Origin of the sequence: Cedecea sp. P7760 (assembly GCF_013386425.1) — a bacterium.
Lineage (GTDB): Bacteria > Pseudomonadota > Gammaproteobacteria > Enterobacterales > Enterobacteriaceae > Cedecea > Cedecea selenatireducens.
In genome coordinates this window covers 1-18,964 of sequence record NZ_JACARU010000017.1, presented here as the reverse complement: position 1 = coordinate 18,964, position 18,964 = coordinate 1, and the positions used below count along the sequence as shown (strand labels likewise).

The 18,964-nt window shown below is 55.9% G+C and carries 18 protein-coding genes; 10 read left to right on the top strand and 8 right to left on the bottom strand.

Going from position 1 to position 18,964, the window contains the following annotated elements; genetic code table 11:
- Positions 1-50 precede the first annotated feature (50 nt).
- A complete protein-coding gene (gene fnr / locus HX778_RS07550; RefSeq protein WP_038482703.1) occupies positions 51-803 on the bottom strand; it encodes a fumarate/nitrate reduction transcriptional regulator Fnr in 753 nt (250 codons plus the stop codon).
- A 193-nt stretch (positions 804-996) separates the two neighbouring features.
- Positions 997-1,512 carry a methylated-DNA--[protein]-cysteine S-methyltransferase gene (gene ogt, locus HX778_RS07545; protein WP_038473089.1) on the bottom strand — a complete coding sequence of 172 codons (516 nt, stop codon included), beginning with the start codon at positions 1,510-1,512 and terminating at the stop codon, positions 997-999.
- Between the two features lie 443 nt (positions 1,513-1,955).
- On the opposite strand from ogt, the gene smrA reads away from it, so the two are divergent.
- Positions 1,956-2,519: a DNA endonuclease SmrA gene (gene smrA / locus HX778_RS07540; protein ID WP_038473088.1), complete on the top strand. Its 564-nt coding sequence runs from the start codon at positions 1,956-1,958 to the stop codon at positions 2,517-2,519.
- 32 nt (positions 2,520-2,551) lie between these two features.
- On the opposite strand, the gene HX778_RS07535 is transcribed toward smrA, so the two are convergent.
- Positions 2,552-3,475 (bottom strand): LysR substrate-binding domain-containing protein, encoded by a 924-nt coding sequence (locus tag HX778_RS07535; protein WP_038473086.1) that lies wholly within the window; start codon positions 3,473-3,475, stop codon positions 2,552-2,554.
- Positions 3,476-3,854: 379 nt separating this feature from the next.
- Between HX778_RS07535 and HX778_RS07530 the strand changes: the two genes are divergently transcribed.
- Both HX778_RS07530 and HX778_RS07525 read left to right on the top strand, forming a co-directional pair.
- Positions 3,855-5,198, top strand: a complete 1,344-nt coding sequence (locus HX778_RS07530; RefSeq protein ID WP_176981655.1) for a VOC family protein — start codon at positions 3,855-3,857, stop codon at positions 5,196-5,198.
- Between the two features lie 41 nt (positions 5,199-5,239).
- Positions 5,240-6,742 carry a carboxylesterase/lipase family protein gene (locus HX778_RS07525; RefSeq protein WP_176981654.1) on the top strand — a complete coding sequence of 501 codons (1,503 nt, stop codon included), beginning with the start codon at positions 5,240-5,242 and terminating at the stop codon, positions 6,740-6,742.
- On the opposite strand, the gene HX778_RS07520 is transcribed toward HX778_RS07525, so the two are convergent.
- Positions 6,729-7,580, bottom strand: coding sequence for a LysR family transcriptional regulator (locus HX778_RS07520; RefSeq protein ID WP_038473080.1), 852 nt, complete (start codon positions 7,578-7,580; stop codon positions 6,729-6,731). The genes HX778_RS07525 and HX778_RS07520 overlap by 14 nt on opposite strands.
- A gap of 118 nt (positions 7,581-7,698) precedes the next feature.
- Between HX778_RS07520 and HX778_RS07515 the strand changes: the two genes are divergently transcribed.
- The 3 genes from HX778_RS07515 (at position 7,699) to HX778_RS07505 (ending at position 11,566) form a co-directional block, all read left to right on the top strand.
- Entirely contained in the window at positions 7,699-8,868 is a 1,170-nt protein-coding gene (locus HX778_RS07515; RefSeq protein WP_038473079.1) for a pyridoxal phosphate-dependent aminotransferase, read from the top strand.
- 11 nt (positions 8,869-8,879) lie between these two features.
- The gene (locus HX778_RS07510) at positions 8,880-9,656 is read left to right on the top strand and encodes a transporter substrate-binding domain-containing protein (protein WP_176981667.1); all 777 of its coding nucleotides are present in this window, start codon (positions 8,880-8,882) and stop codon (positions 9,654-9,656) included.
- A 254-nt stretch (positions 9,657-9,910) separates the two neighbouring features.
- Complete coding sequence (locus HX778_RS07505) at positions 9,911-11,566, top strand: glucan biosynthesis protein D (RefSeq protein WP_038473077.1); 1,656 nt, start codon at positions 9,911-9,913, stop codon at positions 11,564-11,566.
- Between the two features lie 38 nt (positions 11,567-11,604).
- On the opposite strand, the gene HX778_RS07500 is transcribed toward HX778_RS07505, so the two are convergent.
- Together HX778_RS07500 and HX778_RS07495 are read right to left on the bottom strand one after the other, a co-directional pair.
- Positions 11,605-11,967: a type II toxin-antitoxin system HicB family antitoxin gene (locus HX778_RS07500; protein ID WP_176981653.1), complete on the bottom strand. Its 363-nt coding sequence runs from the start codon at positions 11,965-11,967 to the stop codon at positions 11,605-11,607.
- Positions 11,964-12,239: a type II toxin-antitoxin system HicA family toxin gene (locus HX778_RS07495; protein WP_144244020.1), complete on the bottom strand. Its 276-nt coding sequence runs from the start codon at positions 12,237-12,239 to the stop codon at positions 11,964-11,966. Before HX778_RS07495 ends, HX778_RS07500 begins: the two co-directional genes overlap by 4 nt.
- Before the next feature lie 230 nt (positions 12,240-12,469).
- On the opposite strand from HX778_RS07495, the gene rimL reads away from it, so the two are divergent.
- On the top strand, positions 12,470-13,060 hold the full coding sequence (gene rimL / locus HX778_RS07490; protein WP_176981652.1) for a 50S ribosomal protein L7/L12-serine acetyltransferase: 591 nt from the start codon (positions 12,470-12,472) through the stop codon (positions 13,058-13,060).
- Here the strand turns inward: rimL and ydcK are convergent.
- Complete coding sequence (gene ydcK, locus HX778_RS07485) at positions 13,057-13,983, bottom strand: YdcK family protein (RefSeq protein WP_176981651.1); 927 nt, start codon at positions 13,981-13,983, stop codon at positions 13,057-13,059. The genes rimL and ydcK overlap by 4 nt on opposite strands.
- Positions 13,984-14,096: 113 nt before the next feature.
- Here ydcK and tehA point away from each other — a divergent pair, with 113 nt between their 5' ends.
- Together tehA and tehB are read left to right on the top strand one after the other, a co-directional pair.
- Positions 14,097-15,089 carry a dicarboxylate transporter/tellurite-resistance protein TehA gene (gene tehA / locus HX778_RS07480; RefSeq protein ID WP_038473070.1) on the top strand — a complete coding sequence of 331 codons (993 nt, stop codon included), beginning with the start codon at positions 14,097-14,099 and terminating at the stop codon, positions 15,087-15,089.
- Positions 15,086-15,679, top strand: coding sequence for a tellurite resistance methyltransferase TehB (gene tehB, locus HX778_RS07475; protein WP_038473069.1), 594 nt, complete (start codon positions 15,086-15,088; stop codon positions 15,677-15,679). The genes tehA and tehB overlap by 4 nt, the downstream gene beginning before the upstream one ends.
- A gap of 151 nt (positions 15,680-15,830) precedes the next feature.
- On the opposite strand, the gene pepT is transcribed toward tehB, so the two are convergent.
- Positions 15,831-17,060 (bottom strand): peptidase T, encoded by a 1,230-nt coding sequence (gene pepT / locus HX778_RS07470; protein ID WP_176981650.1) that lies wholly within the window; start codon positions 17,058-17,060, stop codon positions 15,831-15,833.
- Between the two features lie 119 nt (positions 17,061-17,179).
- Here pepT and HX778_RS07465 point away from each other — a divergent pair, with 119 nt between their 5' ends.
- Complete coding sequence (locus HX778_RS07465; RefSeq protein WP_176981649.1) at positions 17,180-18,775, top strand: ABC transporter substrate-binding protein; 1,596 nt, start codon at positions 17,180-17,182, stop codon at positions 18,773-18,775.
- The last annotated feature ends 189 nt before the right edge of the window (positions 18,776-18,964 follow it).

Sequence of the window (18,964 nt, the reverse complement as noted above, 5' to 3'; positions counted from 1 at the left end):
TGCCGGATCAATAAATGGAATAAAAGGCGATCCGGCAAAGGAGGGGATTATCAGGCGACGTTACGTGACTGGCCCGCAAGGTCTGACAACAGGTCGATGTTCTCGATGGTGATGTACTTGCCTTTCACCGCCAGCATACCGCTCTTCTGGAAGCGACCCAGCAGGCGACTGATGGTTTCCACCGTCAGGCCGAGGTAGTTACCGATATCGCCACGGGTCATGGTCAGGCGGAACTCACGCGGCGAGAAGCCACGCTGGGCGAAGCGGCGAGAAAGATTGTAGATAAACGCCGCCAGGCGCTCTTCGGCATTCTTTTTCGACAGCAGCAAAATCATGTCCTGGTCGCCTTTAATTTCGCCGCTCATCAGGCGCATCATCTGCTGACGCAGGCTTGGCATTTTACCGGACAGATCGTCGAGGGTCTCAAACGGGATTTCACACACCATAGAAGTTTCCAGCGCCTGAGCGAAGCTCGGGTGATGGCCGGTGCCGATGGCGTCGAAGCCGACCAGGTCTCCCGCCAGGTGGAAACCGGTGATTTGCTCATCGCCCTGCTCGGTAATGGTGTAGCTTTTGATGGTGCCGGAGCGAATAGCGTACAGCGATTTCAGTTCATCACCCGCTTTAAACAGGGTTTGTCCCTTTTGAATCGGCTTTTTACGCTCGATGATATTATCAAGCTGATCGAGTTCATGCTCATTAAGCGTGAAGGGGATGCATAATTGGCTGATGCTGCAATCCTGGCAATGGATAGCACAACCGCCAGACTGAATTCGTCGAATAATACGCTTTTCAGGGATCATAGATATGCTCGGACCGTAATTGATATTGGTCAATTTTAACATCTTTTTTGCGATCAGGTAAGTCTGGCAGAACGCTATCCGGACAATAATAAAGGTAGGGGGCTAAAAAAAGGCCGTCATCTTGTTGAATTCACTGAAACATTAAAGTGCAGCGACTCCGTTTCGGAATAAATAGCCGCACTTTTGGCAACTTCTACAGTAATAAATAGCCTTCGTGGCGCAGCAGCCACTCTTTCCGCGCCACGCCGCCCGCGTAGCCGGTCATCGTCCCGTTACGGCCGATAACGCGATGGCAGGGCACCACGATACTGACCGGGTTTGAGCCGTTAGCGGCGCCGACAGCGCGTGCCGCTCCGGCCCGGCCCAGCTGCTCCGCAAGCTGCCCGTAATGCATCACTCGCCCGCAGGGAATATCACGCAGAGCTTGCCAAACCTGACGCTGGAAATCCGTGCCTGCGGTGGCCGTAGGCAGAGCATCAATTACCGCCAGGTCGCCCGCAAAGTAATCGCGTAGCTTATCGCTCAGTCCATTCGGGTTTCGGCTGCTAACGCGTTGAAAACCTTGCGCACCATAATGAATGTTGAGCAGCTGTGCCATGCGATCGCTATGTTCTTCCCACTCCACGGCCCGAAGCCTGAACTGCTCATCGCACAGGATCCACAGCGGCCCAACAGGCGTGTCAATTTTATCTTCTAATATCGTCAGCACGGCAAAACTCCGTTTTTATTGCGGGTTCAGGCCGATGTCCGGCCCCTTTGCAGGCTGAAAAGATAGCATGCGTTCAACGATAGCAGCCAGACCCCAAAAGGATTAACGCCGCGGAGTAATATGCAGGCAGAAAAAGAATCCAACGATAATAACGATCAATAGCATCGGAAAACCCATTATCGCCTGACCGACCGTTGAGCCGAAATAGCGTCAGCCGGGCAGCCTGATTGCGGCGGTGATTATTTTCCAATGCAGATAGTAATAATTGCTATTGCGGTTATTTGATTCACGTTTTTTTAACGCAAATGCAAAGTATTTATTTTTTAAAAAAACAGTGGCGCAAATAATGCGCCGTGTTTACGAAATGAAGCCTGGCATTATCCCCGTTGAGCCCTACGCAGGGCGAGGTTATAGTAGCCGCAGATAACACCGGAGGATTGACCGTGAACCTTGACGACAAATCGCTGTTTCTTGACGCCATGGAGGATGTCAAACCGCTGAAAAACTGCGCAGACAGCCAGTGGATCAAACCTCAGAAAGAGAACGTTGCTGCAAAGCCGGACCCCACCCAGCTCGACAACTTTCTCACCACCGATTTTTTGGAAATCATCCCCCTCGACACGCCGCTTGAGTACAAGCGTGAAGGCTTACAGAACGGCGTGCTGGACAAGCTCAGGCTCGGAAAATACGGCCAGCAGGCCAGTCTCAATCTGATTCGCCAGCCAGTTGAACGCTGTCGACAACTGCTCTTTTCCTACGTCATGCAGGCGAAACAGGATGGCCTGCGTAATCTGCTGATCGTTCACGGCAAAGGGCGAGAAGATAAATCCCATGCCAACGTGGTGCGCAGTTTCCTTGGGCGCTGGCTGGCCGAGTTTGACGAGGTTCAGGCTTTTTGCGTGGCGATGCCGCACCACGGCGGCAGCGGGGCCTGCTATGTTGCTTTAAAAAAATCAGAGCAGGCCAAACTGGAAACGTGGGAAAAACACGCCAAACGCAGCCGTTAAGGCCGTAGCCGCAGAGATTGCGGCTACGGTTCTCAGGCCGGCATCGATTTACGAATTGAAGACAGCAAAATCTGTGCGGCCGTTGAAAGCGGGGTATCCACGCGCGTCAGAATACCGATAGGCTCTCCGACGCCCGGAATGGGGACGGGGAGGGCAGTCAGCGTGCCCTGGCGCAAATCATCCTTCACCGCACCTGACGGCACGAACCAGACGTAGTTGTACTCCACGGTGAGCTGACGTGAGAGAGAAGCAGAAAGCGTCTCAACGCAGGTCGCGGGCAGCTTACAGCCCTGTGAAGCAAGCAAAGACTCCGCGTTGTCGCGCGGCACCGTGCCCTGAGGTGAAACCACCGCAGGCCATTCCATCACCCGGCTCAGGGTAATATTTTCATGCAGCAGCGGGTGATTAGGGCGCACGACCAGCTTGAGGGACTCGAGGAACAGCAGTTCATAGTTAAGGCCGGTCATCAGCTCAGGATCGGACATTCGCCCAATCCCCAGGTCCAGCTCGCCGGACTTCAGCCCCGCCAGCAGCATGGTGTTATTCATCGTGCCAACCTGGAGCGTGACGTCGCTCTGATGCTTATGAAACTCTCCGATAACCGCCGGTAAAATGCCCAGAGCAGCAGTGGGAAGCGCGCCAATGCGCACGACATCAGAAGGCCTGTCCTCTTTTCGAATAAACGACTGCCCGGCATGGTTCAGGGCATCAAGCACTTTTACCGCATGGGTTAAAAACTGCTCGCCCGTCAGGGTTAGCTGGGCCCCCAGCCGCCCGCGTTCGAACAGGCGGGTACCGGTCAGCTGTTCCAGCTCGTTGAGGGTTTTGGAGAGAGCCGGCTGGCTCAGGTTAAGGGTTTCAGCCGCGCGACCCAGGGTTCCCTGCTGAGCGACGGCTACGAAAGTATGCAAATGGCGCAAGCGAATGCGCTGATTGAAGAGACCGTTTTTTTCCATAGCCGATGTTAAAAACAGTCCGGCTTCGCTGACAAGCTTTGGTGTTGAATTTTGATAACCTGATTGCAAAATATCATTAACATTTGGCTATGACTAAGCGCATAACAGATTTAAATCAGAGGAGATTTTTCCGGTGCGGGTGCAGCTAATGCGCTGAAAAGTGACGCCGATCGGCAGATTTGTGTGCTGCCTGTTTTAGTTAATTTTTTGTTAATTTATACTCGTGGGGATGGCCATTCTTCATAACGCGATGTTATGTAATGTGCTGAAAAAATTACTTTTTAGGCGCTGCAAAGCAGATCACAAAATGGAAATTCTTCCTGATAAGTGATCCACCAGGCTCTACGCTTTCAGCACTATCCACTGGAGGCATGACATCATGGCGAACACCCTCACGGCCGATGAGATTCGGGACAAATTTTCGCAAGCTATGTCGGCGATGTACCAGCAAGAAGTTCCGCAGTACGGCACCTTACTGGAGCTTGTGGCCGATGTGAACCTGGCGGTGCTGGAACACGATCCTGAACTGCATCAGCAGCTGGAAAACGCCGACGAGCTGGCCAGGCTTAGCGTGGAACGTCACGGTGCCATTCGCGTTGGCAAAGCCGAAGAGCTGGCGGTATTAAAGCGGATTTTTGCGGTCATGGGCATGCATCCGGTGGGCTACTATGACCTGTCCCAGGCCGGGGTGCCGGTGCATTCTACCGCCTTCCGCCCGATTGATGACCTGGCGCTGGCCCGCAACCCCTTCCGCGTGTTTACCTCTCTGCTGCGCCTCGAGCTGATTGATAATCCGGAACTCAGGGCGCGAGCCGCCGCGATTCTGGCTCAACGTGACATTTTTACTCCACGCTGCCGTGAGATGCTGGATCTTCATGATAAGCAGGGCAGTTTTAGCGAAGATGAGGCCAATATCTTCGTGGCCGAAGCGCTGGAAACCTTCCGCTGGCATCAGCACGCCACGGTGGATGCCGACACCTATCGCGCTCTGCACGACGAACATCGCCTGATTGCCGACGTAGTTTGCTTCCGTGGCTGCCACATCAACCACCTCACGCCCCGCACGCTGGACATCGATCGCGTGCAGTCCCTGATGCCGGAACGCGGCATCACGCCAAAAGCCATTATTGAAGGCCCGCCTCGCCGTGAGCGACCCATTCTGCTTCGCCAGACCAGCTTTAAAGCGCTGGAAGAACCTATTTTGTTTGCCGGCGAGCACCACGGTACGCACACCGCGCGTTTTGGGGAAATCGAGCAGCGTGGCGTGGCGCTGACGCCTAAAGGCCGGGCGCTGTACGACGAGCTGCTGCTGGAAGCAGGCAACGGCACCGACAACCTTAGCCATCAGCATCACCTGCAGGAAGTGTTCAGCCGCTTCCCGGACAGCGATGCGCTGCTGCGCCGTCAGGGGCTGGCCTATTTTCGCTATCGCCTGACGCCGGTGGGCGACATGCATCGCCAGTCCATCAAACCGGGCGACGATCCGCAGCTGCTTATCGAGCGCGGGTGGCTTGTCGCGCAGCCGATAGTTTATGAAGACTTCCTGCCGGTCAGCGCTGCGGGCATTTTCCAGTCGAACCTGGGCAGCGACGGCGGGCACCGGCAGCACGGTCATTCCAGCCGGCAGGAATTCGAAGAGGCGCTCGGCACGGCGGTTACCGACGAATTTAGCCTTTATCAACAGGCGGAAGATCGCAGTAAACGGCGTTGCGGTTTGCTGTAAACGCGTTACCCTGCTGGGATGTCAGTTACAAGGAACAGCAGATGGAACACGTTGTTAACGTTGCTCAGGGTCAACTGAGCGGCGTCCTGCAGGGGGATATTGCGGTGTATCGCGGTATTCCCTTTGCCGCGCCTCCCACCGAAAACCTGCGCTGGCGAGCGCCACAGCCGCCTGAAAGCTGGCCAGGCGTTCGCGTCGCCGATACCTTCGCCCCGGCCTGTTGGCAAAGCCTGGAGTACTGCAAGGCGGTCGGCGGCGGCGATCCCGGCCAGTTCTCGGAAGATTGCCTCTACCTCAATATCTGGACGCCAGCCCGACGCGACGACAAACCGCTGCCCGTCATGGTCTGGCTGCACGGCGGCGGTTACACCATCGGGGCCGGTTCGCTGCCGCCTTACGATGGCGCGGCGCTGGCCTCGCGCGGCGTTGTATTAGTCACGGTGAACTATCGCCTCGGGCACCTGGGCTTTTTTGCGCATCCTGCGCTGGACGAAGAAAATCCTGATGGCCCGGTTCATAATTTCGCCTTACTCGATCAGATAGCCGCGCTGAAATGGGTGAAAGAAAATATTGCCGCTTTTGGCGGTGATGCCGCCAGCGTGACGCTGTTTGGCGAATCTGCGGGGGCACGCAGCGTGCTCTCGCTGCTGGCTTCGCCATTAGCCAGCGGGCTTTTCCATAAAGGCATAGTTCAAAGCGCCTATACCTTGCCGGACGTCGATCGCCGCAAGGCCCTCAAGCGTGGGGTGGCGGTGGCTGAACATTTTGGGCTGCAAAATGCCAGCGCCGAAGCGCTGCGCTCGCTTCCCGCCGACGAGCTGTGGGCTCTGGAGGCTCCGCTGAACATCGGCCCGACGCCCATTAGCGGCGATATCGTTCTGCCCGAACCGATGCTGGATATTTTCTTCGCCGGGCGACAGCACCGCATGCCGCTGATGGTCGGCAGCAACAGCGACGAAGCGAGCGTGCTGAGCTACTTCGGCATAGAGCCCGCCGGGCAGGTTGAGCTGCTGCGTCGGGAAAAGCGTTTTGGCCTGGGCCTGATAAAATTGCTCTATCCGGGCGTTAAAGGGGACGCTGAACTGGGGCGGCAGGTATGCCGGGATATGGCGTTTACGACGTCAGGATTTGTGGTGATGCAGGCGCAGCAGCGCGTCGGTCAGCCCTGCTGGCGCTACTATTTTGACTACGTGGCAGAGGCCGAGCGAGAAACCTACGCCAACGGCACCTGGCACGGCAACGAAGTGGCGTATGTCTTTAACACGCTGCAGCTCTCCCCGCCGGCCAGCGAATATGTGAATGAACGGGACCTGCAGTTTGCGGCGCACGTCGGTGACTACTGGGTAAGTTTTGCCCGCAGTGCCGGAGCGCACAGCAAATCGCTACCCGGGCCGGTAAGCTGGCCTGCTAGCATCAAAGGGCGGGATCGTACGCTGCGTCTGGGCGTGCACCTGCGGGCGAAATTTAAGGTGGAAAATCGCTTTATGCGCATGAGGATGCAGCTGTTTAAGCGGGTGATGAAACACCACGTCAGCCTGGACTGAGCAGCTCATTGCAAAACCCCTCGAGCCCGGCGGCATGTTCGCTGTCGGGTTTTACCGCCAGCCGGTAACCTGCGCCGGTTTTCACGCTACCGGCAAACGGTCGCACCAGCCGTCCGGTCCGAATATCTTCGGCAACCAGCGTTTCGTCTGCTATCGCAATGCCAAACCCCTGAATGGCCGCGCTGATGGCAAGATCCATCGTGTCGAAGTGCTGATTTTTAGTCATGGCCTGCCACGGCGCGGGGTTATCTGAAAGCCACAGCGACCAGTCGGTACGATCGCGGGTTGGGTGCAAAAAGGTTAATCGCTCCCAGCCACTCGCGTGTTGCGGCAGCAGTCCCTGGCTGATGACCGGGGTCAGGGCTTCTTCAAACAGCAGCGTGCCGCTCTTTGCCTGCTGCCCAAACACAATTGCGGCGTCAAACGGCTCATTTTTGAAATTGATGCCGTGCTCAACGGTGGTGGTCAGCGCCACCTGTATTTCCGGCATTCGCTGTTCGAGCTGGATGAGTCTGGGCACCAGCCAGCGCATGGCGCAGGTGGGGGCCTTGAGCCGGATAATTTCAGGCTTATGGCAGGCGCGGTCTGCCACGTCCAGCAGCCTGTTGAAGGCGCTCTGCAGATCGGGGAGTAGGGCGCTGCCCTGAGGCGTAAGACGTAGTCCGCGCGCGTGGCGTTCAAAAAGCGCAAAGCCAAACCACTGTTCCAGCGCGGCAATTTTGCGGCTGACCGCGCCTTGAGTCAGGCACAGCTCTTTCGCCGCTCTGGTGAGGTTCAGGTGCCTGGCGGTGACCAGGAAAGCATCGAGGGTATTAAGGGGGAAATTACGCCGGGTCATAACGCTCTCCGCTGAGCTATGCATTTTTTGCATAGCTATTATGACAACAATTCGATTGTCGTGGCAATCGCATCCGGATTGAATAGTTATGCACATCGCATAATGTTCAGGAGCGGCTATGGCCATGCAAACCCCGGTACAACATCGTTCAAAATTACCGGACGTAGGAACCACGATTTTCACGGTGATCGGCCAGCTTTCCGCGCAGCACCAGGCGATAAACCTTTCTCAGGGCGCGCCAAACTTTCCCTGCGACCCGAAATTAATTGCCGGCGTCACCAAAGCGATGCAGGAAGGGCATAACCAGTACGCCCCAATGACCGGCCTGGCCTCCCTGAAGCAGCTTATTGCTGAAAAAGTGCTGAGCCTATACGGCTCAAGCTATAACCCCGCCGATGAAGTGCTGGTGACCGCCAGCGCCAGCGAAGGACTCTATTCCGCCATTGGCGGGCTGGTGCATCCCGGCGACGAGGTTATCTACTTTGAGCCTTCTTTTGACAGCTACGCGCCAATAGTTCGCCTGCAGGGCGCCACGCCGGTTGCGCTGAAGCTGAACCTGCCGGATTTCACCATTAACTGGGATGAAGTCCGGGCGGCTATCACCCCGCGCACGCGCATGATTATCGTCAACACGCCGCATAACCCAAGCGGGCAGGTGTTCAGCGCCCATGACCTCGAGATGCTGGCGGCACTAACCCGTCACACCGACATCGTTATCCTGTCTGATGAAGTGTACGAACACATCGTGTTTGACGGCAAAAAGCATCACGGCATGGCGACTCACCCGCAGCTTGCCGAGCGCAGCGTGATTGTGTCGTCCTTCGGCAAAACCTTCCACGTGACCGGCTGGCGCGTGGGTTACTGCCTGGCGCCAGCGGCGTTAATGGATGAAATCTGCAAGGTGCATCAGTTCCTGATGTTCTCTGCCGATACGCCGATGCAGTACGCCTTTGCTGACTATATGAGCGACCCGCAAACTTATCTCTCGCTGGCGGCGTTTTATCAGCGCAAGCGTGATTTAATGCAGTCTCTGCTGGCCGAATCGCCGTTTGAACTGTTGCCGAGCGGCGGGTCATTCTTCCTGCTGGCCCGCTTCGGGCACTTCAGCGATGAGTCCGACAGCGAAATGGTGAAGCGGCTGATTACCGACTATGGCGTGGCGACGATTCCGCTTTCCGCGTTTTATACCGACGGTACCGATAACAACATTATCCGGCTCTCATTTGCTAAAGATGAAGCCACATTACGGGCGGGCGCGCAGGCGCTGTGCCGGGTTAAGCCACGCTGATAGAGGTCATGATGAAAAAAGTTTATGCGCTAAGTTTGCTTCTTGGGCTGTGCTCTTCGTTTTCTGCGCTGGCGGCCGGCGAGCTGCGTTATGGTCTGGAAGCGGAATATCCTCCGTTTGAGAGCCGCAACAGCGCGGGCGAGCTGGAAGGATTTGATATCGAGCTGGGCAAGGCGATTTGCCAGGCGGCCAGCCTCAAGTGTAGCTGGGTTGAAACCTCGTTTGACTCGCTGATCCCAGGGCTCGCCGCGAAGAAATTCGACGCCATCAACTCGGCGATGAACATCACCGCCCAGCGGCAAAAAAGCATTGATTTCACCCAGCCAATCTACCGCATTCCTTCTCAGCTGGTCGGCAAAGAAGGCAGCGGCCTGCAAGCGACGGCGGAAGGGCTGAAGGGTAAAACCATCGGCGTGCTGCAGGGCTCTATTCAGGAAACCTATGCCAAAGAACATTGGGAGAAGCAGGGCGTAAGCGTCGTGTCGTATAAAGATCAGAACATGGCCTGGGCCGATTTGCTGAACGGCCGCATTGACGCCTCGCTGGTGATGTCCGCTGCGGGTCAGGCGGGCTTCCTGAGCACGCCGCAGGGCAAAGGTTTTGGTTTTATCGGCAAGCCGGTGAGCGACGATACCATTCTCGGCAGCGGGATCGGCTTTGGTCTGCGTAAAGGTGACACTGTCACTAAAAAAGAGCTGGACGCGGCGATTGATAAAGTCAAAGCCGACGGCACCGTCACCAGGCTTGCGCAGAAGTTCTTCCCGGGCATCGACGTTAGCGTGAAGTAACCTTTCTGGCGGCTCGCCGACGGGCCGCCTGCTAAAATTTTTAGCGCTTTTTTCGCCAGAGTATTGTCCATTTTTCGGCAATATCTGGTTTCCTGAAAAAAAACCTTCGTTCCTCCCTCAAACGCCTTCACCGCCCATTGGATTCATTGTGAATTTTGTCTAGAGTGTGCGGTCGTACAGGTAGCAGTCTCTTGCCGCTGTTCTGCCCGAGGGCGGGACGAAACACATCGACATATAAGGACGATTTCTCAGGCATGAATCGCAGACGTTTTATCCAGGCCTCTATGGCTCTCGCCGCTGCCTGCGGCACGCCGACCCTTGCCACGCTGTTCTCCCGAAGCGCCTTTGCAGCCGAGTCCGGCATTGCGGACGGGCACTCCACTGCCTTCGATTTTGCAGTGCTCCAGGGCATGGCGCATGACCTGTCGAAAAAACCGTGGGGAGGCGCGCCGAGAGCGCTGCCGAACACGCTTGCTAACCTGACGCCTCAGGCTTACAACGCCATCCAGTATGATGCTAATCATTCGCTGTGGAACAACATAGATAATCGCCAGCTCGACGTGCAGTTCTTCCACGTCGGCATGGGGTTCCGCCGCCGCGTCAGAATGTTTTCTCTGGACTCTGCCACCCACCAGGCGCGTGAAATTCACTTCCGTCCGGAATTGTTTAACTACAACGACGCGGGCGTGGACACCAAACAGCTCGAAGGCCAGACCGATCTCGGCTTTGCCGGTCTGAAGGTCTTTAAGGCGCCTGAACTGGCGCGCCGTGACGTGGTGTCATTCCTCGGTGCCAGCTACTTCCGCGCCGTAGACAGCACTTACCAGTACGGCTTGTCCGCCCGTGGCCTGGCGGTGGACACCTTCACCGACACGCCGGAAGAGTTCCCGGACTTCACCTCGTTCTGGTTTGAAACGCCAAAAGCTTCCGACACCACTTTTGTGGTCTACGCGCTGCTGGACAGTCCAAGCGTGACCGGTGCCTACAAATTTACCATCAACTGCGAAGCCGAGCGGGTGGTGATGGAGGTGGACAACCACCTTTACGCCCGTAAAGACGTCAAACAGCTGGGTATTGCACCGATGACCAGTATGTTTGCCTGCGGCACCAACGAACGCCGCACCTGCGACACCATTCACCCGCAAATTCACGACTCCGACCGCCTGGCCATGTGGCGCGGTAACGGCGAGTGGATTTGCCGCCCGTTGAATAACCCGCAAAAGCTGCAGTTCAACGCTTTCATGGACGAAAACCCGAAAGGCTTCGGCCTGCTGCAACTGGACCACGATTTTGCCAGCTACCAGGACATCATGGGCTGGTACAACAAGCGCCCAAGCCTGTGGGTGGAGCCGCGCAACAAGTGGGGCAAAGGCTCCGTTGGCCTGATGGAAATCCCGACCACCGGCGAAACCCTCGACAATATCGTCTGCTTCTGGCAGCCGGAAAAACCGGTCAAAGCCGGGGATGAGTTCGAGTTTAAATACCGTCTCTACTGGAGCGGCCTGCCGCCTGTCACCACGGATCTGGCCCGCGTTTACGCCACCCGTACCGGCATGGGCAGCTTCCCGGAAGGCTGGGCGCCGGGCGAACACTTCCCGGACAAATGGTCCCGCCGCTTTGCTATTGATTTTGTCGGCGGCGACCTGAAAGCCGCCGCGCCGAAAGGCATTGAACCGGTGATAACGCTCTCCAACGGCGAAGCGAAGCAGGTTGAGATCCTCTACGTCGAACCGTTTGACGGCTACCGCATTCTGTTTGACTGGTATCCGACCAACGACTCCACCGACCCGGTCGAGATGCGTATGTTCCTGCGCTGCCAGGGGAAAGCCATCAGTGAAACCTGGCTGTACCAGTACTTCCCGCCGCCGGCGGATAAGCGTAAATACGTCGACGACCGCGAAATGCGTTAATCACCCCAGCCCCGCCGCGTAAAAGCCGCGGGGCTTTTTTATCGATTTCTCAAATGTTTTGTCAGTACATCAATGATGTAACTGTTAACCGACATTTGCTGCTCGGCCGCAGCAACACTCAGTCGTTCGCCAAAGGATTCAGGATAGCGCAGCGTGAACGTCTTCATTTTCTCTTCTTTTTCAAAAGGTTCAATACCCGCAGAATGGCAGTCCTCCAGGTAGTACTGTAAGGCGATTTCACCCTCACGAATAAGCCCCGCCGCGCTGTCGGCGACGAAGTCACAGTATCCGGTTAAGCCGAGAAATTTCCCGCGAAAGAGGTTTATTTCGGGAACCCAGGTGATCAACGCTGGCTGGCCGCTGATGATCATAATGTTTGGCAGTGCTTCCGCAGTGGTCATGGTGTGACTCCGATACTCTCAAACCATTCTTTCAGGTTGGCTATGGCCCCTTTATCGGTCTCTGGAGAAGGATGGGGGCGATGAAAATGGGCAATGCTGCCGTTAAGCTGGAAGCGTATACGTGAACCGCGGCCGGGGTTGACCTCTCCGCCGAGGGCAAGCACCAGCCTTTCTATATCCTGCCATTTCACTCCGGAGGGAACGGGCTTGATGAAAATTTGAATTAGCGTTTGACGATGTTTGTTTCTTAGGTATTCCTGTCCATATCCCATGATTCCTTCCATGATTCGACGTGCAATGTCATCGTAGCATATCGTTTTTTGACTTCAATATTTGAAGTCATTTTTCGCGAAGCATTCCATATTTTGATGAAAATTAATGCAAGGAATGAGCGGGGTATTGGTTTTTAGTATTGATTTTGCATTTATCCATAATGAATTTTTATTCATTACTGTTCTGTCGGTATAAATTGGAGTCAACTTCCTGGTAAAAGTGACATAAGATGGCTGTCACCTCTAAGCAAAAACGGGAGCCGCGTGTGGAGCAGCATCAGGAATGGCAGGATGAAGTGATTACGGTCAACGATGAAATCGAGCTGCATTCGGTTAGCGAGCGGTTCGTTCAGCCTGTTTTCGCGCTGGTGCAGCGCAACAAAAGCTGGCTGCAAAAAGCCATGAACTGGCCGCAGTATGTTGTTTCCGAGGACGACACGCGCAAAACGGTGCAGGGTAACTACGTCTTACATCATAAGGGCTACGCGAAGATGTTTATGATCCTCCTTCGCGGCGAGCTGGTGGGCGTGTTTTCCTTTAACCAGATAGAACCGACCAACAAAACGGCCTACATCGGCTACTGGCTGAGCGAGGACAGGCAGGGGCAGGGCATAATTTCTGCCGTGATTGAGGCTGTAATTAGCAGCTACGCGCAGGCAGGGACGGTGCGCCGGTTTGTTATCAAATGCATCGTCACTAACCAGGCCAGCAACCGGGTGGCACAGCGCAACGGCTTCACGCTCGAAGGCTGCCTGAAACAGGCCGAATTCCTGAACGGCGGGTACCACGACCAGAATATTTACGGGCGTATCGCCGATTAAAACACCCCATAAAACGGCGTGCGGGTGATGCGCTGCTCGCCGTTAATATCCTTCATGCCGCGAAGGTGAATGAGTTCGCCATCAATACCTTCCACCGCTGCCTCGTCATAAATCTGCACGTTATTTTCGATTAGCACGTTGCCCGTCACTTTAGCCTGGCCGTATACCTGCACGTTGTTGTCCATCAGGACAGGGCCGCCGATGAGCACCGCGTCGCCGTAAACCTGAACGCGATGCTTCAGCACGCAGTCGCCCTCGATGATGGCGTTGCCGTAAACCCGTGAAGAATAGCGAATCGTAGGGATCTGACTGTCGCCGCTGCCGGCAATAATACGTGCGTTGTCGGACACCTGCGCACAGTCGCAGATCCACACGTTGTTCTCCTCATTTCCTTCGATAATCGCGTGGCCGAAAATGGCCGAGCGGTGCTCGACAAAGGCATTACTCACCCGCGCATCGCCGTAAATCTGCGCCTGATGAATGATGCGGGAGGCGCTGACCATGGCGTTCCCGTAGATTTGCAGCCGCATTTCGGCGTCTTCGGTCAGCCCCAGCACTGCAATCACCTCGCTGTGATGCAGCACGCGAGCCAATCCATAGATATGGCACTCGCCGCTGATACGAGAATTCTCAACGCGGGCGTGACCGCTCACCCTCGCCTGGTGGCAAATTTCTGACTCGCCGAGGATTATCGCGTTGTCCTCGACGCTCGCACCGCCCCAGACAAAAGCGTCAGGCTCAAGCCAGCAGCTTCCCGACTGGCTCAGATTAGCTTCTTCTTCAACCCAGCCGCCGCTTTGCCCGGTTTCTACGTCGCTAAAATCGCAAAGCGCCTCAATTTGCCAGAGCCGGACTTGCCGCAGTTCGCCGTCGTGCTGATAATCATGAAGCCGTGAATTTTCCGTTAACCGGTATTTTTTCATCGCCGTTTCTCGCTGTGTCCTGCTGATAAACGTAGCAGGTAATTCACCGGCATAGCGTTCGGCGGCGTAATCGCATAAAATGCATTTAAAATACATTTTAAAAAATAAACAAAATGAATAAACCGACCCCCGGTAGCTTTATCAACCTTCCCGCAGGCTACTTTGGCATGGTGCTGGGCATCATCGGCATGGGATTTGCCTGGCGCTATGCCGCTATCATTTGGCCGGTGCCGTCGGCCGTGGGCGAGGCGCTGGTCGCGCTCGCAGGTGTTATCTGGCTGCTGCTGGCTTTGGCATTTATCACACGCCTGGTTCGCTACCCGCACAGCGTTGTTGCGGAAATCCATCATCCCTTGATGAGCAGCTTTGTCAGCCTGTTCCCGGCGACAACCATGCTGGTTGCCATCGGCGTGGCGCCTTATCTGCGCCCGCTTGCCGTGGCGATGTTTGGCTTTGGCGCCGTGGTTCAGCTGTGTTATGCCGCCTGGCAGTCGGCCGGGTTATGGCGAGGGACGCACCCGCAGGATGCCACGACGCCAGGGCTTTACCTGCCGACCGTGGCGAATAACTTTATTAGCGCGATGGCCTGCGGCGCGCTGGGCTATCACGACCTGGGGATCCTGTTCCTTGGGGCGGGCGTTTTTTCCTGGCTGAGTCTCGAGCCGGCGATACTGCACCGCATGCGCAGCGTCGGGGAGCTTCCGACGCCGGTGCGCACCTCGCTGGGTATTCAGCTTGCCCCCGCGCTGGTGGCCTGCAGCGCTTATCTGGCTGTAAACGGCGGCGTGACGGATTTCTTTGCCAAAATGCTGTTTGGCTATGGCCTGCTACAGCTGATTTTTATGCTGCGCTTAATGCCCTGGTACCTGGCGCAGCCGTTTAACGCCTCCTTCTGGAGCTTCTCATTCGGTATTTCCGCGCTGGCGACCACCGCGCTGCACCTGAGCGCGGGCAGCGGCGACGGCCTGTTTCACCTCATCGCGGTACCGCTCTTTATTTTTACTAATGTGATTATTGGCCTGCTGCTGGCTCGCACTTTCATCCTGCTCATGCAGGGGAAATTGATTTTGCGTACCGCGAGGCCAGAAAAAAAGGATCTGTCATGACCGAGAAGTCTGAAAGCTACTACAGTGAAAAATATGGCCTGACCGCCACCCATTCTGACGTGCTGCACGCCGTGAAGTACGTAGCGCCAGGTAAAACGCTGGATCTTGGCTGTGGGGGCGGGCGCAACAGCCTGTACCTGAATCAGAAAGGGTTCGACGTCACCGCGTGGGATAAAAACCCGATGAGCATCGCCCGGCTGAACGAAATTATTGAGGCCGAAGGGCTGAAAAACATCGTGACTGCGCAGGTTGACCTTAACCAGCTGAGCTTTGACGGTGAGTATGATTTTATTCTCTCAACCGTGGTGATGATGTTCCTTGAGCGCGGCACGATCCCGGGACTTATCGCCAATATGCAGCGCTGCACCAAACCCGGGGGTTACAATCTGATCGTAGCGGCGATGGATACCGAAGACTTCCCTTGCACGGTAGGGTTCCCGTTTGCCTTTAAAGAGGGCGAGCTGCGTGACTACTATGCAGGCTGGGAGCTGGTGAAGTACAACGAAGACGTGGGCCAGCTGCATAAGACCGATGAAAACGGCAACCGTATTAAGCTGCGTTTCGCCACGATGCTGGCGCGGAAGAAGTAAAGGTTAACCCTCACCCCGGCCCTCTCCCTGGAAGGGAGAGGGGGAATTCAAGCGTTCTCTGTATGAATCCCCTCGCCCCTTTGGGGAGAGGGTTAAACTCCCTGTTCTGGTCCCCTCGCCCCTTTGGGGAGAGGGTTAGGGTGAGGGGAAATTACTTCGCCGCCAGCAGACAAAGCTTCAGCGCCACGTTATACGAAGCCTCAAACGCCCGCAGCGGTAAAAACTCAAACCGTGAATGGAAATTGTGCGCGCCGGTAAAGAAGTTCGGCGTTAGCAGCCCTTTAGCCGAAAGCGCAGCCCCGTCCGTGCCGCCGCGCATCGGAATCACCTTCGGCTCAATGCCCAGCTCATCCAGGGCGGCAAAAATCAAATCAATCGCCCGGCGATCGTCGGTAATGGCATTACTGATGTTGCTGTAGGTATCGCTGAGGCTGTACTCCACGCGTGCGGTGGGGTGCTGCGCGGCAATTTTTTGCGCAACTTCTCCAATCTGCTGCTTACGGCGCTCAAAGCTTGCGAGGTCGAAGTCGCGAATATTCGCTTTCAGCAGCGCTTCGCTTTGTGAGGCCTGGATCCCGTTAAACCAGACGTAGCCTTCACGGCCTTCGGTGTGCTCTGGCGTCTGCTTGCGGTCAAAGTGGCTGATGTAATCCATTGCCATCAACAGCGGGTTGACCAGCACGCCTTTGGAGGACATTGGGTGGCTGGTTACGCCGGTAAACTTCAGCTCCGCATGGGCGGCATTGAAGTTTTCATAAACGACTTCGCCCAGCTCGCAGCAGTCGATGGTCCAGGCGAAATCCACATCAAAACGAGCCAGATCCAACGCCTTCGCACCACACAGGCCAATTTCTTCATCCGGGACGAAGGCCACAACGATGTCGCCGTGGCGATGTTCTGCCGTCAGGTTTTCCAGCAGCGTCATCACCACCGTGACGGCGGCTTTATTATCCGCGCCCAGCACGCTGGTGCCGTCGCTGAAGATTATCTCCTCGCCGGGCCAGGCGTTGATTTCCGGGTGCTCCGCCGTGCGCAGCCAGATGTCCTCTTTGGCGTTCAGGCACAGGTCTTCCCCGGTAAAGCGCAGGATCTGCGGGTGAATGTCCGGCGACAGGCCAACGTCAACGGTATCGATGTGCGTAATAAAGCCCACGCGCGGCGCGGCGGCCACATTGCCTCTCTTCACGGCGGTAACCGTGGCGTGCTCGTCGATAACGATCTCTTCAAGGCCGAGCGCTCGCAGTTCTTCCGCCAGCATGCTGGCCATTTCATGCTGCCCGGGCGTGCTGGGCAGGGCATTTACCCGCGCGTCGCTTTGGCTGGTGACCGCCAGATAACGGAAGAAACGTTGGGTGAGCTGCTCGCTGAGCGACGAAGGCATAGTGTTTCCTTATTGTTCGATGTTGTTTGTTGGCAATGTAAATTTAATGTTATTTATTAAGGCGCTTTGCACAAGCTTTATTCATTCAGGGTCAGGATAAACACCACAGGAAGACAGCGATGAAAACAAAGATTACAACGCTTGCACTTGCCGTAGCGGCGCTCTCTCTTAGCACCAGCGTGGCGGCCAGCACGTTGGTTTATTGCTCCGAAGGTTCGCCGGAAAACTTCAACCCGCAGCTTTACACCTCCGGCACCAGCGTGGATGCCAGCGCGGTGCCGGTCTACAACCGGCTGGTGGATTTTAAGGTCGGTACCACCGAGCTGCAGCCCAGCCTGGCGGAAAGCTGGGACGTCAGCGAAGACGGCAAAGTCTATACCTTCCATCTGCGCAAAGGCGTGAAGTTCCAGAGCAACAAATACTTTAAGCCCACCAGGGACTTCAACGCGGACGACGTGATTTTCTCGTTTATGCGTCAGAAAGACCCAAAGCATCCGTACCACAACGTTTCCAACGGCAATTACTCCAACTTTGAAAGCCTGGAGTTCGGCAAGCTGATTACCGCCATCGACAAAGTGGATGACAACACCGTGCGCTTCACGCTGGCGCACCCGGAAGCGCCGTTTGTCGCCGACCTGGGCTGGTATTTTGCCTCGATCCTTTCTTCAGAATATGCGGACGTCATGATGAAGGCCGGTACGCCGGAGCGCGTTGATTCCGACCCTATCGGCACCGGGCCATTTGAGCTGAAGCAGTATCAAAAAGATTCACGCATTCTTTACACCGCTTTCCCTGAGTACTGGCAGGGCAAATCGAAGATTGACCGCCTGGTCTTCTCCATCACGCCGGATGCTTCTATTCGCTATGCAAAGCTTGAGAAAAACGAATGCCAGGTGATGCCGTTCCCGAACCCGGCGGACCTGCCGCGCATGAAGGAAAACAAAGACATCAACCTGATGCAAAAAGCAGGGCTGAATACCGGCTTCCTCGCGTTTAACACCCAGAAGCCGCCGCTGGACAACGTGAAGGTGCGCCAGGCGCTGGCGATGGCTATCAATAAACCGGCCATTATCGAAGCGGTGTTCCACGGCACCGGCATTGAGGCGAAAAACCTGCTGCCGCCTGGCGTCTGGAGCGCTGACGATAAGCTCAAAGACTATGATTACGATCCTGAAAAAGCCAAAGAGCTGCTCAAAGAGGCCGGCTTTGCTAACGGCATGAGCATCGACCTGTGGGCGATGCCGGTTCAGCGGCCGTATAACCCGAACGCTAAACGTATGGCGGAAATGATCCAGGCCGACTGGGCGAAAGTTGGCGTCACGGCGAAAATCGTCACCTATGAATGGGGCGAGTATCTCAAACGGGTGAAGGGCGGTGAACACCAGGCGGCGCTGATGGGCTGGACCACGGCCACCGGCGACCCGGATAACTTCTTTGGGCCACTGTTTACCTGTACCTCGGCTAACGGCGGCTCTAACTCGTCAAAATGGTGCTACCAGCCGTTTGATAAGCTGATTCTTGAAGCCCGCGCGGAAGGCAATCACGATAAACGAGTTGAGTTATATAAAGAAGCGCAGCAGATGATGCACGACCAGATGCCGGCGGTGATGATTGCCCACTCCACGATTTTCGAGCCGGTGCGCAAAGAGGTGACCGGGTATGAGATTGACCCGTTCGGGAAGCATATTTTTTATCAGGTAGAGGTGAAGAAGTAATTCGGGAGGGCTCCGGGATTAACGGATATCTATGCTATTCATTGTTAGTTCCGTTCACCTCCAGTCCTGCTTCACATGTCACCATTATACCGGTGAACGTCTCGGGAGAATCACCGTCATTCCCCCGAGACCCCGGACTCCCGGCCAAATAAATCGACCGCTAAAGCGGCAGACCTCCGTTTTATCTCC

Bases quoted from the DNA above. Each gene is read 5' to 3' on its own strand.
- rimL (WP_176981652.1), top strand. From the start codon at position 12,470: ATGGCTGTCACCTCTAAGCAAAAACGGGAGCCGCGTGTGGAGCAGCAT.
- pepT (WP_176981650.1), bottom strand. From the start codon at position 17,060: ATGCCTTCGTCGCTCAGCGAGCAGCTCACCCAACGTTTCTTCCGTTAT.
- HX778_RS07505 (WP_038473077.1), top strand. From the start codon at position 9,911: ATGAATCGCAGACGTTTTATCCAGGCCTCTATGGCTCTCGCCGCTGCC.
- HX778_RS07495 (WP_144244020.1), bottom strand. From the start codon at position 12,239: ATGGGATATGGACAGGAATACCTAAGAAACAAACATCGTCAAACGCTA.
- HX778_RS07465 (WP_176981649.1), top strand. From the start codon at position 17,180: ATGAAAACAAAGATTACAACGCTTGCACTTGCCGTAGCGGCGCTCTCT.
- ydcK (WP_176981651.1), bottom strand. From the start codon at position 13,983: ATGAAAAAATACCGGTTAACGGAAAATTCACGGCTTCATGATTATCAG.
- tehA (WP_038473070.1), top strand. From the start codon at position 14,097: ATGAATAAACCGACCCCCGGTAGCTTTATCAACCTTCCCGCAGGCTAC.
- HX778_RS07510 (WP_176981667.1), top strand. From the start codon at position 8,880: ATGAAAAAAGTTTATGCGCTAAGTTTGCTTCTTGGGCTGTGCTCTTCG.
- HX778_RS07500 (WP_176981653.1), bottom strand. From the start codon at position 11,967: ATGACCACTGCGGAAGCACTGCCAAACATTATGATCATCAGCGGCCAG.
- HX778_RS07525 (WP_176981654.1), top strand. From the start codon at position 5,240: ATGGAACACGTTGTTAACGTTGCTCAGGGTCAACTGAGCGGCGTCCTG.
- HX778_RS07515 (WP_038473079.1), top strand. From the start codon at position 7,699: ATGGCCATGCAAACCCCGGTACAACATCGTTCAAAATTACCGGACGTA.
- HX778_RS07535 (WP_038473086.1), bottom strand. From the start codon at position 3,475: ATGGAAAAAAACGGTCTCTTCAATCAGCGCATTCGCTTGCGCCATTTG.
- HX778_RS07520 (WP_038473080.1), bottom strand. From the start codon at position 7,580: ATGACCCGGCGTAATTTCCCCCTTAATACCCTCGATGCTTTCCTGGTC.
- tehB (WP_038473069.1), top strand. From the start codon at position 15,086: ATGACCGAGAAGTCTGAAAGCTACTACAGTGAAAAATATGGCCTGACC.
- HX778_RS07530 (WP_176981655.1), top strand. From the start codon at position 3,855: ATGGCGAACACCCTCACGGCCGATGAGATTCGGGACAAATTTTCGCAA.
- fnr (WP_038482703.1), bottom strand. From the start codon at position 803: ATGATCCCTGAAAAGCGTATTATTCGACGAATTCAGTCTGGCGGTTGT.